This window comes from Micromonospora salmantinae (assembly GCF_022230905.1).
Taxonomy (GTDB): domain Bacteria; phylum Actinomycetota; class Actinomycetes; order Mycobacteriales; family Micromonosporaceae; genus Micromonospora; species Micromonospora salmantinae.
The window spans coordinates 16,989-37,908 of the sequence record NZ_JAKKFG010000042.1 but is presented as its reverse complement, the minus strand read 5'-3'; the positions used below and the strand labels follow the sequence as shown (position 1 = coordinate 37,908).

Genomic DNA, 20,920 nt, shown 5'->3' with positions numbered 1-20,920 from the left:
ACCGGCTTCCGACGTCGGCGTCGGCGGCGACGACGCCGGACCGGATCCCGGCAGGTGCGAGCAGACGGGGCTGGTAGGCAGGGTCGGGTCGGCGTCTCGACCCTGCCTCCCCCGCATCCGGCCGGTCGAGGCATTGGCATGCCTCGGCCGGGCGTCTCAGGCCGCCGCGCCCACCGGAACACCGACCGAACCACTACCCGCCGGGAACCGGCGAGCGGATGCGGTACGGGTGGGGGCGGCGGCGGGCGGTGTCATCAGGTCCTCCGGAGGTCACCGGTGGTGGCGGTCCTCCGGTGCGACCGGGGAATCCCGGTCCGGTCGCACCGGACGACCGTCCTGCTCGTGCGCCACCGGGCCGTAAAAGCCCGGCCGCACGCTCTCCGAAGCCGACCTCTGTCCCGGCCACGGGGCGCAATCCGTGGCTGGTCCCTCGCCGGTCGGCTTCGGAAAGCCGGTCGGGCGATGGCGGTGCGAACACCGCCGTCGCGGATGGTCAATGGTCAGACGGTCGCCGCGGTCAGCGTCGGTTCCACCTCGGCCCAGGAGGAGCCGAGCTCCGCCGAGCGGGCCACCGCGTCCAGCACCAGCTGGACCTGCAACGCGTCGGCGAAGGAGGGAGTCGGGTCGACACCGGTGGCGACCGCCTCGATGAAATCGCGCATCTCGTGCGTGAACGAGTGCTCGTAGCCGATGATGTGGCCCGGCGGCCACCACGCCGACATGTACGGGTGCTCGCCCTCGGTCACCAGGATGCGGCTGAAGCCCTGCTCCACGGCCGGGCGGGTCGCGTCGTAGAACTCCAGCTCGTTGAGGCGCTCCAGGTCGAAGACCACACTGCCCAGCGAGCCGTTGATCTCGACGCGCAGCGCGTTCTTACGGCCGGTCGCGAACCGGCTCGCCTCGTACGTGGCCAGGGCGCCACCGTCGAGTCGCGCCACGAAGACCGCGGCGTCGTCGACGGTGACAGTCCCGGTGGGCGCCGTCTGGCCGTCCACCGAGGCCGCCAGACCGCTCGACTCGGCCGGCAACGGCCGCTCCTTGACGAAGGTCTCGGTGACCGCGCTGACGCCGCTGATCCGCTGACCCGTGACGAACTGGGTCAGGTCGATGATGTGCGCACCGATGTCACCGAGCGCGCCGGAGCCCGCCCTGTCCTTCTGCAACCGCCAGACCAGCGGGAACTGCGGGTCCACGATCCAGTCCTGCAGGTACGTCGCACGGACGTGTCGAATCACCCCGAGCCGTCCGTCGGCGACCAACTGGCGCATCATCGTGACCGCGGGGACCCGGCGGTAGTTGAACCCGCACATCGACCGCACTCCGGAGGCCCGGGCGACGTCCGCCGCAGCGGTCATCGCCCGTGCCTCCTCCACCGAGTTGGCCAACGGCTTCTCGCACAGAACGTGCTTGCCTGCGGCCAACGCGGCGAGAGCGATCTCGGCATGACTGTCGCCCGGGGTGCAGATGTCGACGACGTCGATGTCGTCCCGGTTGATCAGGTCACGCCAGTCGGTGGTGTACGCGTCCCAGCCGAGTGTGTCGGCGGCGTCAGCCACCTTCGCTGTGTCTCGGCCGCAGATCAACGCCATCCGGGCCCGCGCCGGCAGGTCGAAGACGCGGTTCACGGTGCGCCACGCCTGTGAGTGCGCGGCGCCCATGAACGCGTAGCCGACCATGCCGACCCGCAGTTCTTTGTCTGTCGTGGACAAGGTGGGTCTCCCCCCGGTATGTCAGAACCCGAGCTTGTCGTAGCTGCTCGCGTTCTCCTTGGTGATCGTCTCCGAGGCCAGGGTCACTTCCTTGGGCACCTGCAGCTCGGTCAGGTCGCCCAGGCCCCGACCCTGCGCGATGAGCCGCGCGAGCGAGACCGCCGAGGAGGCCATCGACGGGTTGTAGGTGACAGTGGCCTTGAGCACGGTGTTGTCGGCCTTGATCGCGTCGATCGCGAGCTTGGAGCCCGCGCCGCCGACCATGAAGAACTCCGACCGGTTGGCCTGCTTGATGGCCGCGAGCACACCGATGCCCTGGTCGTCGTCGTGGTTCCAGATGGCGTCGATCTTCGGCAGCGCCTGGAGCAGCTGGGACGCCTCGCGCTGACCGCTGTCCGAGGTGAACTCGGCCGAACGACGGTTGCCCACCTTGAACCCGTAGGTCGCCAGGGCGGCCTTGAAGCCCTCGCTGCGCTCGACGGTCAGCGGGATCTCCAGACCGGCGATCTCACCGATGACCGGGTTGGCGACGCCCTTGTCCTTGAGCATCTTGCCGATGAAGTGCCCGGCCGAGACGCCCATGCCGTAGTTGTCGCCCTTGATGACCAGCCGCGAGGCCAGCGCGTCGGGGAACGCCCGGTCGAGGTTCACGATCGGGATGCCCGCCTGCATCGCCTGGAGGGCAACGGCGTTGACCTCCTTGCCGTCGTGCGGCAGCACGACGATGATGTCCGGCTTCTGGGCGATCAGCGTGCCGAGCGTGGAGCGCTGGGCCTCGGAGTTCGACCCACCGTCGACCTCCTTGAACTCCACGTCCGAGTAGGCGGCGGCCTGCGCCTTGGCGTTGGCGTGGATCGCGCCCATCCAGCCGTGGTCGGCGGCCGGGGCGGAGAAGCCGATGACGACCTTCTTGCCCGGGGCGTTGTTGCCTTCACTGTTTCCGGCGGCCTTGGTCTGGGTGCTGGCGGCCGGGGTCTCGTTGCTGGTGCAGGCGGTGAGGAGGGTGGCAGCGCCCACTGCGGCTCCACCGAAGAGCAACCGGCGGCGCGACAGGTCGCGACTGTGCTGGGTCATTAATGACCTCCTGGGAGCGGGATTTGACTTATTGAGGGTGTGCGGGGCCCGGCCACCGTCGAACTTTCTCGACGTCGCCAGGACAACGGTGCGGTGCGTCAGGTTGCGGTGGTGACCCTGTTCCGCGCGAGGAGCCGAGTGACTGACTTGAACTGGAACTGCTGGACCAGGACGGCGGCGACGATGATGCCGCCCTTGACCATGTTCTGCGCCTCGATGGAGAGGCCGTTGATGGCGAAGAGGTTCGTGATGGTGGCGAAGATGATGACGCCGAGCAGCGAGCCGACGATCGTGCCCCGGCCGCCGCTGAGCAACGTCCCGCCGATGATCGCCGCGGCGATCGCGTCCAACTCGTACAGGTTGGCCATCGCCGCCTGTGCCGAGGTTGCCTGCGAGGTGAGCATGATGGCGGCGATACCGCAGCAGAGACCGGAGAGCGCGTAGAGCAGCATGGTGTGCCGCCGGACGTTGATGCCGGCCAGCCGGGCCGCCTCCGGGTTACCACCGACGGCGATGGTCCGCCGGCCGAAGGTCGTGCGGTTGAGCACCACCCAACCGGCCAGCACGACCGCGCCGAGGATGTAGACCAGGATCGGGATCCCGATCACCTTGCGCGCGGCGATGTCGTTGATGAAGGTGCTGCTCGACACCTGGGTCTGCTTGTTGGAGATCGACGCCGCGAGCCCTCGCGCGGCCACCAGCATCGCGAGCGTCGCGATGAAGGGAACCAGCCGCCCGTACGAGATGAGCACACCGTTGACGAGACCGACGCAGATGCCGACCGCGAGGGCGGTGAAGATCATGCCGCCGGCGCCGTAGCTCTGGGTGGCCACAGTGGTGCACCAGACCCCGGCCAGCGCGACGATCGCGCCGACCGACAGGTCGATGCCACCACCGATGATCACGAAGGTCATCCCGACAGTGACCACGCCGACGACCGAGGCCAACTGGAGAATGGCCAGGACGTTGTTCCAGACCCAGTTCGGGTCGCCGTACAGGTCGGGCTTGGTGACCGCGCCGACCACGATGAGCGCGGCCAGCACCCCGATCAGGCCGAGGTTGCGCTTGGCGCCGTCGCCACCGTCACCCCGCCACCAGGAGAGCTTGCCCCCGGATCCTGCCTTGTTATTTGCCACCGCCGTCTCCGCCGGGTCCACCGGCGGCGACTGCGCCGGAAGCTGCGGGCGCTCCGGTGTCGCGGTGGGAGTGGGAGTCGCGTCGCTCATGCCGGTGCGCCTTCCATCAAGGACCCCGCCATCACGAGGTCAAGCACAGTGTTCTCGTCGAGTTCGCCGGCCGCGGCTTCGCGGACGACCCGCCCTTCCCGCATCACCAGCACCCGGTCGGCCAGACCCAGCACCTCGGGCACCTCGCTGGAGACCAGCAGCACCCCAACGCCCTGTGCGGCCAATCCCCGGATGACCTGGTAGAGCTCGGCCCGGGCGCCCACGTCCACGCCCCGGGTCGGCTCGTCGAGAAGCAGCAACTTGGTGCCGCCGAGCAGCCAACGCCCGACCACCACCTTCTGCTGGTTGCCGCCGGACAGCGTGCGTACCGGCCGGTCGACGTCCCGGGGCCGCAGCTCCAGGGTCTCCGCGATCCGGTCCGCCTCGGCGCGTTCCTTGGCGGCGTTGGTGAAGCCGAGCCGCGCGTACCGGCCGAAGGTGGCCAGCGTGACGTTGCGGTAGATCGGCTCGCCGAGCAGCAGCGCCTGGCTCTTGCGTTCCTCCGGGGCCATTCCCATGCCGGCGCGAACCGCCGCGCCGACGCCGGGCCGCAGGACCTTGCCGTCCATCTGCACCGTGCCGGCCTCCGGGAGGCGGGCACCGTAGATCGTCTCCAGCAGTTCGGAACGACCGGAGCCGACCAGCCCCGCGATGCCCACGATCTCCCCGGCACGCACGTTCAGCGACACGTCGGCGAACTCGCCGGTGCGGGTCAACCCCTGCACCTGGAGCAGGTCGGCGCCAGCGGGGTCGTCGGTCGGCCGGTCCGGGAAGACGTACTCGATGGTGCGGCCGGTCATCCGGCTCACCAGGTCGCGGGTCGGGGTGTCGCGCGCCGGCAGGTTCGCCGCCGTGGTCCGGCCGTCCTTGAGTACGGTGACCCGGTCGCCGATCTCGCGGATCTCCTCCAACCGGTGGGAGATGTAGATGACGGCGATGCCCTGCGCGGTCAGCTCTCGGATGATCCGGAACAGGTTGCCGACCTCGTCGTGGGCCAGCACCGCGCTCGGCTCGTCCATGATGATCAGTCGGGCCTCGTGCGACAGCGCCCGCGCCATGCTGACGATCTGTTTGCCGGCCGCCGGCAGTGACCGGACCATCCGCCCCGGCGGGATCTCACCGTGGCCGAGCCGGCTGAGGATCTGCCGGGTGTGCCGGGCCATCCGACCGCGCCGGACGAAACCGAAGTTGCGGTACTCGTGTCCGAGGAACGCGTTCTCCGCCACCGACAGATCCTCGACGAGGTCGAGCTCCTGGTAGATGGTGGCGATGCCCGCCTTCATGGCGGCCTGCGGGTTGGCGAACGTGGCCGGCTCACCGCGCCACTCCACCTGCCCGGAATCCGGTTGGTGCACCCCGGCGAGCACCTTGATGAGGGTGGACTTGCCGGCGCCGTTCTGCCCGAGCAGGCAGTGCACCTCGCCGGCACGCACCTCCAGCTGCACGCCGTCGAGCGCGCGTACGCCGGGGAAGGTCTTCACCAGATCGGTGAGGCGCAGGACCACCTCGCCCGCGACGGTGTCGGCGGGAGCCTCGACCAGCGGCGCCTCGGCGACGGCCTCGGCCGACGCGGTGGCGGGGTCATCCTCGGGCAGAGCCACAGTCTCCTCCTCGCTCACGACGGAATCTCGAACAGCTTCATGCGGCTTCCCCGAAGGCGACGTCGCTCGCGAGCACCGCCGCGCCGGTGACACCGGCACGGCCGCCCAGCTCGGACAGGACGACGGGAAGGTTGCCGGTGGCCAGTGGCAGTGACCGGCGGTAGACCACACTGCGGATCTCGGCGAGCAGGATGTGGCCCAGCTGGGCCAGCCCTCCACCGATCACGATCATGGACGGGTTGGTGAAGCTGACCAGACCGGCGAGCACTCCGCCGACCCGCCGTCCGCCGTCCCGGATCAACTGGATGCAGGTCACGTCGCCCTCGACGGCGCCCTCGGCGACGTCCAGCGCGGTGACGACACCCCGCAGCGCCAGTCGCTCGGCCAGCGCCGGCGACGTGCCACTGCGGGCGGCGGCTGCGGCGTCCTTGGCGAGCGCGGCGCCGCTGAACAGCGCCTCCAGGCAGCCGATGTTGCCGCAGGAGCACATCGGACCGTGCGAGTCGACCTGGATGTGGCCTATGTCGCCGGCACAGCCGTCGGTGCCCCGGTAGACCTCGCCGGTGAGGTAGATGCCGCACCCGATGCCGGTGCCGATCTTCACGAAGAGGAAGTCGTCCACCGAGTGGGCGACACCACCGTGCCGCTCGCCGATCGCCATGATGTTGACGTCGTTGTCGACCACCGCCGGGCAGCCGTGCTCCCGGCTGAGCAGCTCACGCACCGGGAACCGGTCCCAGCCCGGCATGATCGGTGGTGAGACCGGAACGCCGTCGCGGAAGCTGACCGGGCCGGGTACGCCGATGCCGACCGCGTCCAGTCGCTCGTACGCGCCGTCGACCCGGGCCTTGTGCAGCAGTTCGTTGACCCGTTGCAGGGTCACCTTCGGGCCGTTGCGGATGTCGGCCGCCTCGGCGTAGTGGGCCACCGGTTCGAGGCGGCCGTTGACCACCTCGACGTCCATCGAGCTGGCGCCGAGGTCGACGGCGGCGAAGCGCAGCTTCGGGTTCAGCTCGACGAGAGTCGAGCGACGCCCGCCTCGGGATGCGGCGAGCCCGGCCTCGGCCACATAGCCCAGCGTCACCAGGCGATCAAGCTCGGCCAGCATGCGCGGACGCGGCATCTGGAGCCGGTCGCCCAGCTCGGCCCGGGACACGGCACCCTCGTCGCGGAGCAGCCGCAACAGGCGCACGTGTAGGGGGTCGACGGTGCGCACCCGGGCCCCCTCTTCTTTGGCAGCGTTCACATCGACGCAATGCCGATGTGTTGTGTCCGACACAGTAAGAGCGTTCCACGCCGCCTGTCCAGAGCTTCAACCGTTCCGAGACCAACTTTTGTCCGAAAGAACAAAAGCTACTAGTCGATCATGGAAAGGATCACGGACGGCCCGCGTCCCCTCGCCCGCAGTTCCATCGACGGACACGCAAACGCCCCGCCAGCCGATCCTCGGTGGCGGGGCAATTTGGCGCGGGGCGGTGGCCGCAGGGCGATCAGGGCTGAGCCGTCAGCGGCGGCCGGCAGAATTTCGCTTCTTGCGGAGCTTGCGGTCGTCGCGCAGCTCGACGTACGGCTCGTCGTCGACCGAGTGCCCGGCCGAGATGGCGCGACCCCGCTCCAACTCGGCGTCGAACTCCGCCCCCAGCAGGATCGCGATGTTGCTCAGCCAGAGCCACACCAGGAAGATGATGACCCCGGCCAGCGTCCCGTACGTCTTGTCGTACGAGCCGAAGTTGCTCACGTAGAAGGCGAACAGGCCGGAGATCACCAGCCAGATCACCACGGCCAGCACCCCGCCGGGGCTGATCCAGCGGAAGCCGCCGTGCCGCGCGTTCGGTGAGGCCCAGTAGAGGATCGCGAACATCAGGCTGACCAGGATCAGCAGCACCGGCCACTTCGCGACGTCCCACACCGCGACCGCCGTCGAACCGAGCCCGATCACGTCACCGACCGACTCGGCGAGGCGGCCGGTGAAGACCACGATCACCGCGCACACCAGCAGCAGCACGCCGATCACCGCTGTCACACCGGCCCGGATCGGCAGCGTCTTCCAGATCGGCCGACCCTCCGGCACGTCGTAGATCGTGTTGGACGCACGCATGAACGCGCCGATGTAGCCGGACGCGGACCAGAACGCGGCCACCAGACCGATGATCGCCGCGACGCTGGCCAGGCCGCCGTTCTGCTGGGCGGTGTTGATCGCGCCCTCGATGATCTCCTGCACGCTGTCGTTCGGCACCGCCTGGTTGACGGTGTCCTTGACGCCCTGGGTGGCACTCTCGCCGAGCAGCCCGAGTAGGGAGATCAGCACCAGCAGGCCGGGGAAGATTGACAGCACCCCGTAGTAGGTAAGCGCGGCGGCCCAGTCGGTGAGGCTGTCGTCCTGGAATTCGGTGATCGTCCGGCGCATCGCCGCCTTCCAGCCGCTGCCGGGCAGGTCGGTGGGGCTGTCCGGGCCCGCGTCGGGCCCGACCGGCGTGGTGGCCGGATCACCCTCGCGCTCACGCTGGGCGGAAGACTCGTCCGAGGTCATCGCCCCTCCTCCTGGTCGGCGGTGTCACCTCCGGACATGCCCCGTGGACGGGCGCGGATAACCCCTACTTGTAGAGCAACCTCGCCATTCGGCGGGAAGCCACCAGCAGACCGATCGCCATCATCGCCAGCAGGTAGAGCACGTCGAGCAGCCAGAGCCAACCACCACTGCCCAGCGCGACCCCGCGGAGCAGGTGCACCGACCGGTACAGCGGGGTGATCTCGACGAGCCAGTGCAGCACTGTCGGGTAGGCCTGCGCCGGCACGAAGGTGCCGGAGAAGAGGAAGAGGGTGAACTGCGCGGAGGCCATCAGGTCGAAATCCTGCCAGCTGCGCATGAAGGTGGAGATCGCCATGCCGAGCGCCCCGAACGCGAACCCGACAAGCACCGCGGCCGGGAGAGCGGTCAACGCGCGGGTGACGCTTGTCAACTCCAGCGCGACCATCACGCCGAGGAACGCCGCCGAGTAGGCGCTGCCCCGCAGCATCGCCCAACCCAACTCGCCCACGGCGATCTCGAACGGCCGTACCGGGGTGGCGATCATCCCGTCGTACAGCTTCATGTACTTCATCTTGCCGAAGAAGTTGAAGGTGGTCTCCGCGAGCGCACCGGTCATCGCCGAGGAGGCGAGCATCGCCGGGGCCACGAACTCGGCGTACGAGACCAGCCGCCCGTCGGGCAGCGGCAGGTCGCCGACCAGCGCGCCGACGCCCACCCCGATGGAGAGCAGGTAGAGCAGCGGCTCCACGAAGCCGGAGAGCAGCAGCAGCCAGTAGGCCGACTTCAGCGCCGCGACGTTGCGCCCGACCACCGACGCCGACCGCCGGGACGCGGCGGAGACGTCGACCAGCCGGGGCAGGATCAGCGTGACCACGGCATCCTCTCTGCTTGCTCTTCGGGTTGCTGTTCAGACGACGAGCTTGCGACGGAACGCGCGCACCGCCAGCAACCAGCCGGCGACCGCCCAGGCGGCCAGGTAGAGCAGGTGCCCGACGATCGACCACTGTGGGGCGACGCCGAGCGTGGCCGCGCGGCACAGGTCCACGGCGTGCCACAACGGTGTCGCGTACGCCAGCCAGCGCAGCGCCTCGGGCAACGACTCGACCGGAAAGAACACCCCGGCGAAGAGCGTCATCGGGATGACCGCGAACCGGAACAGCATCGCCAGCCAACTGTCGCTCGACACCGATGCGGCGTACGCGAAGGTCGGTGCGGCGACGGCCAGCCCGAGCAACGCCACCACCGGCAGGGTGGCCACCGCCCACGGCGACCGCAACGCCCCGAACAGCCCGGTGACCAGTAGGAACGCCACAATCGTGGTGAGCACGCGGAACAGCACGAAGGCCAGGTGCCCGGCCACGATGTCACCCACCCGCAGCGGCGACGCGCCCTGCGCGAAGTAGGTCTTGACCCATTGGAAGTTGCTGAACACCGGCCAGGTCGAGTCACCGACGGTCACCTGGAGCGCTGTCGAGGCGATCAGCCCGGGGACCAGCCAGTCGAGGTAACGCACCCCGCCGACGCCCTGGTCGATGTAGGCGCCGACGCCCACCCCGAACCCGAGGACCGTCAGCACCGGCAGCAGGAACGAGGAGAACACCCCGGCCCGCCAGGTGCGCCGAAGCCCCACCAGGTAGTGCTCGAACACCGCGTACGCCGGCACCCATGGGAACCGCGCCGATCCCGCCGCACTCACCCGACCACCCCGCCCACCGCGCCGACCACCACGACCTGTCTACCCCCGGGGTACGACAGACCGCGGTCACCCTACGACGACCCCGCCGACGTGTCGCCCGGATTTGTGCGCGTCAGGGTTGGCGACTCGCGGCAGGAGTCACCAAGCTGTCCACCATGGGCCACCCTCATGACAGGAATTCTGAAGTCCAACGACTCCTCGAAGAGCTGTGCGTCAAGCTGGGCTTCTGCCTGCCCCCTGCAGAGAACCTTCGGCTCCGCGAGTCCTCTCCCAACGACGCGGACAGCTTTACCGATGCGGTCTTCGCGGCCGAGGGGATGGGCGATACGAGCGGCACGGGCCTCCGTCGCCAGGTACGGGAGGTCATCGATCAGCATATGAGCCGATGGGTAAGGGCGGCCGATCAAGCAGCCGGAGACTGAGCGCTAACTACCGGCGGAAGGAGTCGGCACCGACGAACGCCCGCCACGCGTCAGGCGGGAAGAGCAGCGCGGGGCCGGTCGGGTCCTTGGAGTCGCGGACGGCCACCAGCCCAGGCAGGTTGCTGGCAACCTCCACGCACGCGCCGCCGCTGCCGTTGCTGCGGGTGCTCTTGCGCCACCGGGCGCCGGTCAGCTCCATGTCTCCGCCACTTCCGCGATCAGGTCGAGGGACTGCTGCTGCGATAGTGCCTCACCCCGGATCGACTCCCACACCTCGACCATCTGCCGGACGTACTCGGACCGGTCGATCACCTGCCCGTGGCGCTGCCCGTCCAGATAGACGACATCCTCACCGGTGGCGGCGGTGGCGATCACGAAGGGACCATCGAGCCCAGCGTACGCACCGGCCGACAGCGGCACGACCTGGATTCGGACCCGGGGCAGGGCCGAGCCGAGCTTCACAAGGTGACGCAACTGCTCGCGCATCACCTCCGGCCCGCCGATGTGGCGGCGCAGCACGTACTCGTCGACGACCACGCTGAGCAGCGGCGGCCGGTTCCGGGTGAGCACGCCCTGCCGGTCGAGCCGGGCGGTCACCTGCTGCTCGACCTCGTCCGCCGCGAAAAGCCCGGCACCGGCCAGGATGGCGCGGGCGTAACCCTCGGTCTGCACCAGACCCGGCACGTAGAGCGGCTCGAACCAGCGCAGCGCTGTGGTTTCCTGCTCGACGCCGGCCCAGTCGCGGAACCACGGCACCACTGCCTCCCGGCTGATCCGCCGCTGGATGCGTTCGAACCGACCGTCGGCCGAGAACACGGCGTCGCACCGGCGGGCGAAGTCCAGACTTGGCCGGCGCTCGGATGTCTCCACCTTGGCGACCAGCGCCCCGGAATAGCTCAACGCCTCGGCCAGCGCCGTCTGCGACATCCCACTGGCGGCCCGAGCCAGTCGCAACTCCTCGGCGAAGTGCTCCAGCATGGACGAACTCTCCACGGACACCCTCCGTACATTCCCGTACCGTGCCGGGCCGATCGCCGTACGCGCTGGTCGTCGGCGTGCGGAACCTCCCACCGTAGTCGGGTCTTCACCAGACTGTCACGCAGCGGAACCGCTCACGGGATCCAGACGGCGGGCGGAACCAGGCCGGGAGCGCCCCGTGACCCCCGATCCGGGGCGCTCCCACCCACCCCGATGGAGGTTCCCTCGTGCGACTCGCCAGGTCGGCTCATCACGGCGGCGGGCGCTGATGCCGCGGTACCGCCCCCACGTAGCGGCACGCCCGTCCTGGCGCTGCCGGGTCTGCGGCGCGGCGTGGCCCTGCTCGCCGGCCCGCCTGGCGCTGCTCGGCGAGTACCGCGAGGACCGGATCGGCCTGCTCATCTACCTCGCCGCGTTGCTGTACGAGGCGGCCGGAGACCTCGCCGGCCAGGCCGGTCAGGACCGACTGACCGACCGGTTCATCACCTGGGCCAGAGCCCGTTGAGCGGCGACCGCCGGCAGATCAGCGGTGCGACCGCGCCCAAAGTTGCCCAATTCCGGCGTCTTAGGGGTGCCGTGGCCGCATGGGCAGAATCGAGCGGTGGGCTCAGGCACGGGCACGTTGGGGCCGACCCGGAAAACCGCCTACGCCGCAGCCAAGGAACGGCCGGGCGCCGGTCAGTCGACCAGGGTGCGGCCGGTCAGGTGCAGGAAGACGTCCTCCAGGCCGCTGCGCCGGACCAGCACGTTCGCCGGCTGGAGCCCCAACGCGGTGACCTCGGCGACCGCCGCGTCGCCGTCGGGCACGTAGAGCAGGACCCGGTCGGGCAACACCTCGACCCGCTCCCCCAACCCGTCGAGCTTGCCGGCGAACGGCTCCTGCGACTCGGCGGCGAAGCGCAGCTCGACCACCTCACGGGTCGAGTGCTGCTCGATCAGCGCGCGGGGCGAGCCCTCCGCGACGATCCGGCCGCCGTCCATCACCACCAGGCGGTCACAGAGCTGCTCGGCCTCGTCCATGTAATGCGTGGTGAGCACCAACGTGACGCCCTGCTGCTTGAGCCGGAACAGCCGCTCCCACACCAGGTGCCGGGCCTGCGGGTCGAGCCCGGTGGTCGGCTCGTCGAGCAGCACGATCTCCGGATCGTTCACCAGCGCGCGGGCGATGGTCAGCCGACGCTTCATGCCACCGGAGAGCGGCTCGACCTTGCTGTCGGCCCGCTCGGTGAGCTGGACGAAGTCGAGCAGCTCGGCGGCGCGCTCCCGGGCCGCCCGGCGGGAGATGCCGAAGTAGCGGGCGTAGACGGTCAGGTTTTCCCGGACGGTCAACTCCGGATCGAGATTGTCCAGCTGGGGGCACACCCCGAGGCGCGCCCGGATCGCCGGCCCGTCAGCCACCGGATCCATGTCGAGGATGCGCAGCTCACCCCCGCTGGGTGGGGAGATGCAGCCGATCATCCGCATGGTGGACGACTTGCCCGCGCCGTTGGGCCCGAGGAAGCCGAACGCCTCACCCGGGCGAACCTCGACGTCGATGCCGGCCACGGCGGTGAAATCGCCGAACCGCTTCACCAGCCCGCGAGCCTGAATCAGTGGTCGCCCCGAAGTCACCGCCCGACCCTAACCGCCGGGTCCGACAGCCCTCCACGCAAATATTCGCCGGCGACCAGTCGGCCGCCACTGTGTCCGTACCACCGGCGGCGAAACGCCGATCGATGCCCCACCCGTCAGCCAATCGACGTGTATCGTCCTTTTGTGTCGCCCATCAGCTCGCCCGATGGTTCGCCGTCACCTGCCCGACCAGCCAACTCTCCCGTTGATGGGCCCGCAGCGAGCCCCGGCGGCGGGCCACCCCGACCACGACCGGAAGCCGAGCCGACAGAGCCCGGCGCGAGCAGGCCAGACGCGAGCGGGACGGGCGTGGCCGAGCGGACGACTCGGGACCTGGCCGCCCAGTTCGAGGACGAGAAACCGGGACGGGTGCTCTCCGGGCCGGCGGGTCTGCTCCTCACCACGGCGGCGCTGGCGGTCGGCGCTCTCGCCCTGTGGCAGGTGTTCCGCCCGCTGTCGCAGGGCAGCAAGTACTACTTGATCATCTTCCTGGCCGGCGTACTCCCGCTGGTCTTCCTCGCCTACCCGGCCGACCTGCGGCTACCGGCCCGCCTCCGCGCCCGGCGACGACGCGCCAACCACGCCGAGACCACCGAGAGCGACAGGCGCGTCCCGGCACTCGCGTCGTCGGGGCCCACAGTGACCGACTGGGCTCTGGGCGCGCTGGCCGTCGCGGCCTGTCTCTATCCCGTCCTGCCGATCCGGATCGGCAGCGGTGGCGGCGGCTACAACGCGTTCCTCGACCGGCAGGGCCTACTGGCGCCGACGGATCTGGTGCTGGGCACCGTTCTGCTGCTCCTGCTGCTCGAGGCGTGTCGACGTACCACCGGTTGGATCCTGCCCGCGGTCTGCCTGCTGTTTCTCGGCTACGGCTACTACGGTGGCCTGCTGCCGCAGTCCTGGCCGGTCGCGCACGCCGGCCTCGACTTCAGTCAGCTGGTCGACGCGTTCTACAACTCCGACAGCGGCTTCTACGGCACGCCACTCGACGTGGCCGCCTCGTACATCGTGCTGTTCACCATCTACGGCGCGGTGCTGGAGTTGTCCGGGGCCGGGCGGTTCTTCGTCGAGTTGTCGGCCGCGGCGTTCCGACGCTCCCGTACCGCCGCCGGCCGGACGGCGGTGGCCTCGGGTTTCCTGCTCGGCACCGTCTCCGGCTCCGGCGCGGCGACGACCGTGAGCATCGGCGCGGTCACCTGGCCGCTGCTGCGCCGCGCCGGCTACCCGCCGGAGCGGGCCGGCGGCATGTTGGCCGCGGCCGGGGTGGGCGCCATCCTCTCCCCGCCCACTCTGGGTGCGGCGGCGTTCATCATCGCCGAGTACCTGGGCGTCTCGTACCTCCAGGTGCTGGGCTGGGCGACGGTACCGACGGTGCTCTACTACCTCGGCATCCTGCTCGCCGTGGAGATCGACGCTCGCCGTTCCGGCGTGCGCCCCGTGGTGATCGACGTCGACTCGCCCTGGCGGCTGCTGGCCCGGTTCGGCTACCACTTCGCCTCGCTGATCGCCATCATCGTGTTCCTCGCGATCGGTGTGTCCGCGACGAGAGCCGTCGTCTTCGCCGTCGTGCTCACCGTCGCGTTGTCGTTCCTGGCCCCCAGGAACGAGGAGCGCGCGCACCGGCTCACCCCGGGCCGGCTGGTGACCGCGCTCGTCACCGGCGTACGCGGCGTCCTCGCCGTCACCGCTGTCTGCGCCGCCGCCGGCATCATCACGGCGACCACCACGAAGACCGGCCTCGGGCCGCAGGCGGCGGCGCTGCTGATCGGCGGGGCGCAGGCGGCCACATCGGACCCGACGCTGGTGCTGGTGCTCACCGCGCTGCTCGCCGCCGTCGCGCTCAGCCTGCTGGGCCTGGCCGTGCCGGTCACCGCGTCGTTCGTGATCGGTTGGGTGATCGTCGGTCCGGCCCTGCTCGACCTGGGCGTCGCCGCGCCGGCGGCGGCGATGTTCGTCTTCTACTTCGCGGTGCTGTCCGAGGTGTCCCCACCGACAGCGCTCGCCGCGGTGGCCGCCGCCGCGGTCACCGGCGGCCGGCTGGTGCCGACCATGTGGCAGACCCTGCGGTACGCATTGCCGGCGTACCTGACCCCGATCGCGTTCGTCATCACGCCGGCCGGGCTCGGTCTGCTCGGCATCGGTGGCGTCCAGCGGATCGCCTTCGCCGCCGCAGTCACAGCGCTCAGCGTGGCGGTGCTCGCCGTCGCCGCCGGTGGCTGGCTGCCCGGCGTTGGCCCGGCCGGCGCCCCGGAACGGGTCTTGGGCGCCGTCGCCGGCGTCACACTGCTCTGGCTCGAACCCGTCCCGGTCACTGTCGGCGCGGCGCTGGCCGTCGTCGCGGCGGCGGGCGTGTTCGTCCGACGCGGCGCCGCCAACCGGTCATCGTCCGGATCACCAGCCAATCCTGTGGAGGAACAACTGTGAGACGAATCGACGTACGGCTCGCGGCGGGCCTGAGCGTGCTCGCCCTCGTCACGGTCGGTGCCGCGGGTTGCGGAGGTCAGCAGGGCGGCGCGGCCACTGACGACACTGCCAGCGAGGTCACCTGCGAGGTGACGAAGGAGACCCGCGTCGGCATCGCCACCGGCAACGCGACGGGCGTCTACTACGTGGTCGGCAACGCCCTGGCCGGGCAGTTGTCCGGGGCGACCGGTGGCAAGCTCACCGGCACCGCCGCCGAGACCGGCGCCTCGGTGCAGAACGTCGAGCAACTGGTCGGCGGCCAGTACGACGTGGCGTTCTCGCTGTTCGACACGGCGGTCAACGCGGTCGAGGGCAAGGGCAGCTTCACCGCGCCGCAGCCGGTGCAGGCGCTGACCCGCATCTACGACAACTACACCCAGGTGGTGGTCCGCAACGACTCCGGGATCACCTCGGTGGCCGACATGCGGGGCAAGCGGATCTCCACCGGCTCACCGAAGTCCGGCACGGAGGTGATCGCCAACCGGCTGTTGGAGGCCGCCGGCCTCGACCCGGCAACTGGCATCCGGGCGCAGCGACTGGACCTGACCAAGACCGTCGAGGGGATCAAGGACGGCAGCGTCGACGGCTTCTTCTGGTCCGGTGGTCTGCCCACCGGGGGCCTCACCGACCTGTTCACCACTGCCGGCGACTCGGTGAAGTTCGTCGACATCTCGCCGTTGCTGCCGAAGATGACCGCGTTGAGCCCCGCCTACCAGGCCGGGACGATCGGCCGGGACGCGTACAAGACGGCCACCGACACCCCGACCATCGTCGTACCCAACGTGTTGTTGGTCCGTAAGGACCTGGACGCCAACGTCGCCTGCGCGATCACCCGGACGGTCTTCGACAAGCGGGACACGCTGGCCCAGGCGAACCCTGCGGCCCGGGGCATCTCGCTGGAGACCGCCCGCAGGACCCAGCCGGTTCCGCTGCACCGCGGCGCCGAGAAGGCGCTGAAGGACCTGGGCGCGAACTGACCCGGCCGGTCAGACGTCGGCCGGCGCGGTGGCGGCGCGGGCCACGCCGACCAGCCGGTCGGCCTCGGCGAGCACTGCCTCGTCGCCCGTCGGAGTGCCGGGGTCGAGTCGGACCGTCCAGGTCAGACCGTCGACTCCGGCCACGCGCCGGGCCGCGACCCGCGCCGCGCCGCCGGGCACCGGCTGGTGCTCGGTGTACGCGACCGAACGGGTCACCCGGGCCCGCACCTGGTGCGGCAACTCCCCCGGGTCGAGCAGCAGGTACGTCTCGGCCGGGCCGTCAGCGACCACCGTGTAGCCGTCCCGCTCGACGAGCGGCTCGGCGGGGGTGACTGTCAGCTCCCGGCCGGACCAGACCGCCTTGAGGATGGTGTGCCAACCGAACCGGTGCCCTCGACCGGGCAACCACAGCCCGAGGTTGGTGGCGACCACCACCCCGTCGCCCTCGCCGTTGCCGGCGGCGGCCCAGGCCAACACCCGCTCGTCGGCGGTCAGCGGCGGCCGGTCGGCCGGCGGCAGCTTCGGCTTGCGGCTGAACAGTCCCATCTAGAGGCCTCCCGCGGCCTGCTCGCGCAACGCCCGGGCGTGCTGCTCCAGGGACAGCAGCTCACCGAAGGCGGCGAAGTACTCGTCCTTGTTGTTGACCGGGTTGATCCGCTGGATGCGTGACTTGAGGTCCCGGACCCGGGCGGTCACCGACCCGAACTGCACCCGGGCCATCGTGATCGACACGTAGCGCGGGTCCGGTTCGCCGTCGATCCGCAGTGGTTCGACTGCCAACTCCCCGACCAGCGCCGCGGCCGCCAGGTCCTCGCAGGCGTCGCGGACCGACTCGATCCAGACCGCGCCGCCGGTCGCCGACGCGGCACCACCGGCCGCGGCGATGGCCGTACGGACCGCGATGTGAACCGGGTGGCGGTATTCGGTGGCCTCGACCGCGTCGAACATCGGCCCGGCGAGGACCGGTTGCTGGAGGGCGAGTTTGAGCGCCTCCCGCTCGACCATCGACTGCGGGCTGTCCACCGCCGGCTCGGGGCGGGCCGAGGTGGGCCGGGCGGCGGGGGCCGCGTCGCGGGCGCTGGACGGCGGAGTGTTGCCGGCGGCGAGCACCGCCCGCTGCACCGGCTCGATCTCCATGCCGAGGTCCATGGCGAGCTTACGGACGTACTCCGGGCGCTTCTCCCGGTCCTTCAGGCGCGCGACCAGCGGCGCGGCGTGACGCATCGCCTCGACCCGGCCGTCGACGGTGTCCAGGTCGAAGCGGCTGATCACGTGCCGCAGCGCGAAGTCGACCAGCGGCTCGCGGCGGGCGACCAGGTCACGCACCGCCAGGTCGCCCTTGGCCAACCGCAGGTCGCACGGGTCCATGTTGTCCGGGCTGACCGCGATGAACGTGCGCCCGACGAAGCGCTGGTCGTCCTCGAAGGCGCGCAGCGCGGCCTTCTGCCCGGCGGCGTCGCCGTCGAAGGTGAAGATGATCTCGCCGGCCACCTCGTCGCTGTCGAACAGGAGCCGACGCAGGACGGAGATGTGGTCAGCGGCGAAGGCGGTGCCGCAGGTCGCCACCGCAGTGGTCACCCCGGCCAGGTGACAGGCCATCACGTCGGTGTAACCCTCGACGATGACCGCCCGACCCTGCTTGGCGATCTCCCGCTTGGCCTGGTCGATGCCGTAGAGCACGTGCGACTTCTTGTAGATCGGCGTCTCGGGGGTGTTCAGGTACTTCGGGCCGTCGTCGTCGTCGAAGAGCTTGCGCGCGCCGAAGCCGATCACGTCGCCGGCGAGATCGCGGATCGGCCAGAGCAACCGGCGACGGAACCTGTCGATCAGGGTGCCGGAACGGGACTCCCGGGACAGCCCGGCGGTGACCAACTCCTGGTGGGTGAAGCCCTGCTGGCGCAGGTGCTTGGTGAGCGGGTCCCAACCCTCCGGCGCGAAGCCACAGCCGTAGCGCTCGGCGGCGGCCCTGTCGAAGCCCCGTCGCGCCAGGAACTCCCGTGCCGGCCGGGCGCCGGCGGTGCTCAGTTGCGCGCTGTAGAACTCGACGGCGGCGGCGTGCGCGGCGACCAGGCGCTGCCGCTGACCCTGCTGCGGGCGGGGGCGCGGGGTGCCCTTGTCGTCCTCGATGTAGCGCAGTTGGATGCCGGCGCGGCCGGCCAGCCGCTCGACGGACTCCACGAAGCTGAGGTGGTCGGCGTCCATCAGGAACTTGATCGCGTCCCCGCCGGCCCCGCAGCCGAAGCAGTACCAGACGTTGCGGGCCGGGGACACGTTGAACGACGGACTCTTCTCGTCGTGGAACGGGCACAGGCCCTTGAGGTTGCCGCCGCCGGCGGACTTCAGGGTGACCGTCTCGGAGATCACATCCCCGATCGAGGTGCGTTCCCGGACCAGTGCGATGTCCTCGTCCCGGATCCGCCCAGCCATGTGCCACCCCCTCGCCGTACATCCTGCCCTGCCGGACCGACGACACGCCGGCCGGGGGACGCCGGTGTGGCGGCGGCCGCTGCCGGCTGGGCGGTTCCGGCCCGCAGGCCGGGTCCGCACGGGGACCATGACCAGATGCGCCGGGTACGGACCGAAGCCCCCCGCCTGCCGAGATGGCTGGCCGCTCGGATGGGGCTACCCGGGCAGACCCCGCAGACGGACGAGGCCGGCCACCGGCACGCCACCTGGCTGGAGCTCTTCCTCGACCTCATCTTCGTGTACGCGCTGGCGGCGGTGGTGGCCCGGCTGGGCAACGAACCGTCCCCGTCGCCGAGGGCAGTGCTGGCCGTGATCGGGCTCTTCGTGGTGATCCAGTGGGCCTGGATGGGGCAGGTGTACTACGACACCCGGTTCGATCCGGACGACGCGTTGCACCGACTGCTGGTGCTTGTCGCGTTGGTCGGCGCGGGCGCGATGACCCTCGGCGTCGACGAGGTCCCGGAGAGCGTCCTGCTGCCGGTCGGGTACCTGATCGTGCGGGGCGTGCTGCTCCTGCTGTACCTGCGCGCCTGGCCGACCAGCGCGAAGGCCCGAATGGTGACGACTGTCTACCTGATCGGCTTCGGGTCGGGCTGGTTGATCTGGCTGGTGTCGCTGACAGTGCCCACCGAGCTGCGCCCGGTCCTGTGGATCGTCGCGATGGTCATCGAACTGGCCACACCCTGGGCGGGGGTGCGCTGGCTCAACCGCTGGCCGGTGGACAACAGGCACCTGCCGGAACGGATCGGCCAGTTCACCATCATCGTCCTGGGTAGCGCGCTGGCCAGCCTGCTCTTCGCCGTGCCGGACCACCCCCCGCCACACATGATCCTCACCGCCGCGATGGCCTTCCTCATCCCGGCGGCGGTCTGGTGGGTCTACACCACCTTCGTGACCACCCGGCTGCTCCAGAGCCGGCTGCGCGGCGGGCAGGCGTACAGCTACCTGCACATTCCGCTGGGCGGCGCGCTGCTGCTGCTCGGCTGGTCGCTCGGGCAGGTGGTGCGGCTGGTCGACGACAACGCGAGCCGGCTGCCGCTGGAGCTGCGGCTGCTGCTGGGCGCCTCGATGGTGGTGTGGACGGCCTGCGGGCTCGCCCTGTACTGGCTGTGGACCCGACCGAGCGCCGCCCGGTTGGCGATCGCCGCCTACGGGGTGCTCTCGGTCAGCCTGATCACCGCGACGGTGCACCAGCCGAAGGTGATGCTGTCGCTGCTCTCCCTGGCCGTCGTCGGGTACGCCGTCCTGCTCAGCCGGCGCCTTGCCCGGGCCGGCAGGGAGATGAACACCCCCGAGGGGTGAGCGGCGCTCAGGCCACCGCGGCGGGCTGAGGGATGGCCGTCTCCTCGGCCGCCACCTGCTGGTTCCAGTCGGCCTTGGTGGAGCGCCAGCCCTCGTCGTCCATGCCGCGCCGCCAGTAGCCGGAGATGGAGAGCCGGTCGAGGGGCACGCCCCGCTCGCCGCGCAGCAGCCGGCGCAGCTCCCGGACGAAGGCGGCCTCGCCGTGCACGAACGCGTGCACCTGGCCGGCCGGGAACTCCAACGCCCGCACCGCCTCGATCAGCGCCTGGCCCACCGGGCGGTCGCCGCGATGCAACCAGGTCAGCTCCACTGCCCCCGGGCTGAGCAGCTTCTGCTCCTCCGCCGGGTCGGCGATCTCCACGAAGACGTGGGCCGGGGCGCCCAGCGGTAGGCGCTCGCACGCGGCGGCGATCGCCGGCAGGGCGCTCTCGTCACCGACCAGCAGATGCCAGTCCGCGTCCGGGCTCGGGGCGTACGCGCCGCCGGGGCCGACGAAGTGCACCGGATCGCCGGGGCACAGCGCGGCGGCCCACGGGCCGGCCAACCCCTCGTCGCCGTGGTGCACCACGTCGACGGTCAGCTCGCCGGACAGCGGATCCCAGCGCCGCACCGTGTACGCGCGCAGCCGGGGCCACTGCTCCCGGGGCAGGTCCCGGCGGATCGCGGCGAGGTCCAACGGCTGCGGGTACGCGACCCCCGACTGCGGGAACACCACCTTGATGTAGTGGTCGGTGAACTCGCCCACCGGCAGGCCGATCAGTTCGTCCCCACCGAGGACGAGCCGGATCAGGTGGGGGGTGGGCCGCTCGGTGCGCAGCACCCGGGCCGAGGTGACGTTCCTGGAGCGTTCCGTCATGTCAGTTAG

At 70.6% G+C, this 20,920-nt stretch carries 18 protein-coding genes; 4 read left to right on the top strand and 14 right to left on the bottom strand.

The window, feature by feature from the left end; translation table 11 throughout:
- Window positions 1-500 precede the first annotated feature (500 nt).
- The 10 genes from PSH03_RS24020 to PSH03_RS23975 all read right to left on the bottom strand — a co-directional run bounded on the left by PSH03_RS24020 (window position 501) and on the right by PSH03_RS23975 (window position 11,251).
- Window positions 501-1,676: a Gfo/Idh/MocA family protein gene (locus PSH03_RS24020; RefSeq protein ID WP_372494874.1), complete on the bottom strand. Its 1,176-nt coding sequence runs from the start codon at window positions 1,674-1,676 to the stop codon at window positions 501-503.
- A 54-nt stretch (window positions 1,677-1,730) separates the two neighbouring features.
- Window positions 1,731-2,783, bottom strand: a complete 1,053-nt coding sequence (locus tag PSH03_RS24015; RefSeq protein ID WP_210783896.1) for a substrate-binding domain-containing protein — start codon at window positions 2,781-2,783, stop codon at window positions 1,731-1,733.
- Window positions 2,784-2,881: 98 nt separating this feature from the next.
- Window positions 2,882-4,009 carry an ABC transporter permease gene (locus PSH03_RS24010; RefSeq protein ID WP_210783895.1) on the bottom strand — a complete coding sequence of 376 codons (1,128 nt, stop codon included), beginning with the start codon at window positions 4,007-4,009 and terminating at the stop codon, window positions 2,882-2,884.
- On the bottom strand, window positions 4,006-5,514 hold the full coding sequence (locus tag PSH03_RS24005; RefSeq protein WP_238690682.1) for a sugar ABC transporter ATP-binding protein: 1,509 nt from the start codon (window positions 5,512-5,514) through the stop codon (window positions 4,006-4,008). The genes PSH03_RS24010 and PSH03_RS24005 overlap by 4 nt, the downstream gene beginning before the upstream one ends.
- A gap of 133 nt (window positions 5,515-5,647) precedes the next feature.
- Window positions 5,648-6,826 (bottom strand): ROK family protein, encoded by a 1,179-nt coding sequence (locus PSH03_RS24000; RefSeq protein WP_210783894.1) that lies wholly within the window; start codon window positions 6,824-6,826, stop codon window positions 5,648-5,650.
- A 288-nt stretch (window positions 6,827-7,114) separates the two neighbouring features.
- Window positions 7,115-8,140, bottom strand: a complete 1,026-nt coding sequence (locus PSH03_RS23995; protein WP_238690483.1) for a YihY/virulence factor BrkB family protein — start codon at window positions 8,138-8,140, stop codon at window positions 7,115-7,117.
- A gap of 64 nt (window positions 8,141-8,204) precedes the next feature.
- Window positions 8,205-9,014 (bottom strand): ABC transporter permease, encoded by an 810-nt coding sequence (locus tag PSH03_RS23990; RefSeq protein ID WP_238690482.1) that lies wholly within the window; start codon window positions 9,012-9,014, stop codon window positions 8,205-8,207.
- Between the two features lie 33 nt (window positions 9,015-9,047).
- Entirely contained in the window at window positions 9,048-9,836 is a 789-nt protein-coding gene (locus PSH03_RS23985) for an ABC transporter permease (RefSeq protein ID WP_238690481.1), read from the bottom strand.
- A 429-nt stretch (window positions 9,837-10,265) separates the two neighbouring features.
- Complete coding sequence (locus PSH03_RS23980; protein WP_238690480.1) at window positions 10,266-10,457, bottom strand: DUF397 domain-containing protein; 192 nt, start codon at window positions 10,455-10,457, stop codon at window positions 10,266-10,268.
- Entirely contained in the window at window positions 10,448-11,251 is an 804-nt protein-coding gene (locus PSH03_RS23975; protein ID WP_238690479.1) for a helix-turn-helix domain-containing protein, read from the bottom strand. The genes PSH03_RS23980 and PSH03_RS23975 overlap by 10 nt, the downstream gene beginning before the upstream one ends.
- A 253-nt stretch (window positions 11,252-11,504) precedes the next feature.
- On the opposite strand from PSH03_RS23975, the gene PSH03_RS23970 reads away from it, so the two are divergent.
- Window positions 11,505-11,741: a flavin reductase gene (locus tag PSH03_RS23970; RefSeq protein ID WP_112675795.1), complete on the top strand. Its 237-nt coding sequence runs from the start codon at window positions 11,505-11,507 to the stop codon at window positions 11,739-11,741.
- A gap of 173 nt (window positions 11,742-11,914) precedes the next feature.
- Here PSH03_RS23970 and PSH03_RS23965 read toward each other — a convergent pair whose 3' ends face one another.
- A complete protein-coding gene (locus PSH03_RS23965; RefSeq protein ID WP_238690478.1) occupies window positions 11,915-12,847 on the bottom strand; it encodes an ABC transporter ATP-binding protein in 933 nt (310 codons plus the stop codon).
- Between the two features lie 309 nt (window positions 12,848-13,156).
- On the opposite strand from PSH03_RS23965, the gene PSH03_RS23960 reads away from it, so the two are divergent.
- Together PSH03_RS23960 and PSH03_RS23955 are read left to right on the top strand one after the other, a co-directional pair.
- On the top strand, window positions 13,157-15,271 hold the full coding sequence (locus tag PSH03_RS23960) for a TRAP transporter permease (RefSeq protein ID WP_238690477.1): 2,115 nt from the start codon (window positions 13,157-13,159) through the stop codon (window positions 15,269-15,271).
- Window positions 15,268-16,287 (top strand): TAXI family TRAP transporter solute-binding subunit, encoded by a 1,020-nt coding sequence (locus tag PSH03_RS23955; RefSeq protein WP_238690476.1) that lies wholly within the window; start codon window positions 15,268-15,270, stop codon window positions 16,285-16,287. The genes PSH03_RS23960 and PSH03_RS23955 overlap by 4 nt, the downstream gene beginning before the upstream one ends.
- A gap of 9 nt (window positions 16,288-16,296) precedes the next feature.
- Here PSH03_RS23955 and PSH03_RS23950 read toward each other — a convergent pair whose 3' ends face one another.
- Together PSH03_RS23950 and dnaG are read right to left on the bottom strand one after the other, a co-directional pair.
- Window positions 16,297-16,833: a hypothetical protein gene (locus PSH03_RS23950; protein ID WP_210783886.1), complete on the bottom strand. Its 537-nt coding sequence runs from the start codon at window positions 16,831-16,833 to the stop codon at window positions 16,297-16,299.
- On the bottom strand, window positions 16,834-18,714 hold the full coding sequence (dnaG, locus tag PSH03_RS23945) for a DNA primase (protein WP_372494854.1): 1,881 nt from the start codon (window positions 18,712-18,714) through the stop codon (window positions 16,834-16,836).
- Between the two features lie 135 nt (window positions 18,715-18,849).
- Here dnaG and PSH03_RS23940 point away from each other — a divergent pair, with 135 nt between their 5' ends.
- Complete coding sequence (locus PSH03_RS23940; protein WP_210783884.1) at window positions 18,850-20,055, top strand: low temperature requirement protein A; 1,206 nt, start codon at window positions 18,850-18,852, stop codon at window positions 20,053-20,055.
- 7 nt (window positions 20,056-20,062) lie between these two features.
- Here PSH03_RS23940 and PSH03_RS23935 read toward each other — a convergent pair whose 3' ends face one another.
- Window positions 20,063-20,911, bottom strand: coding sequence for a siderophore-interacting protein (locus PSH03_RS23935; protein ID WP_238690475.1), 849 nt, complete (start codon window positions 20,909-20,911; stop codon window positions 20,063-20,065).
- Window positions 20,912-20,920: the final 9 nt, after the last annotated feature.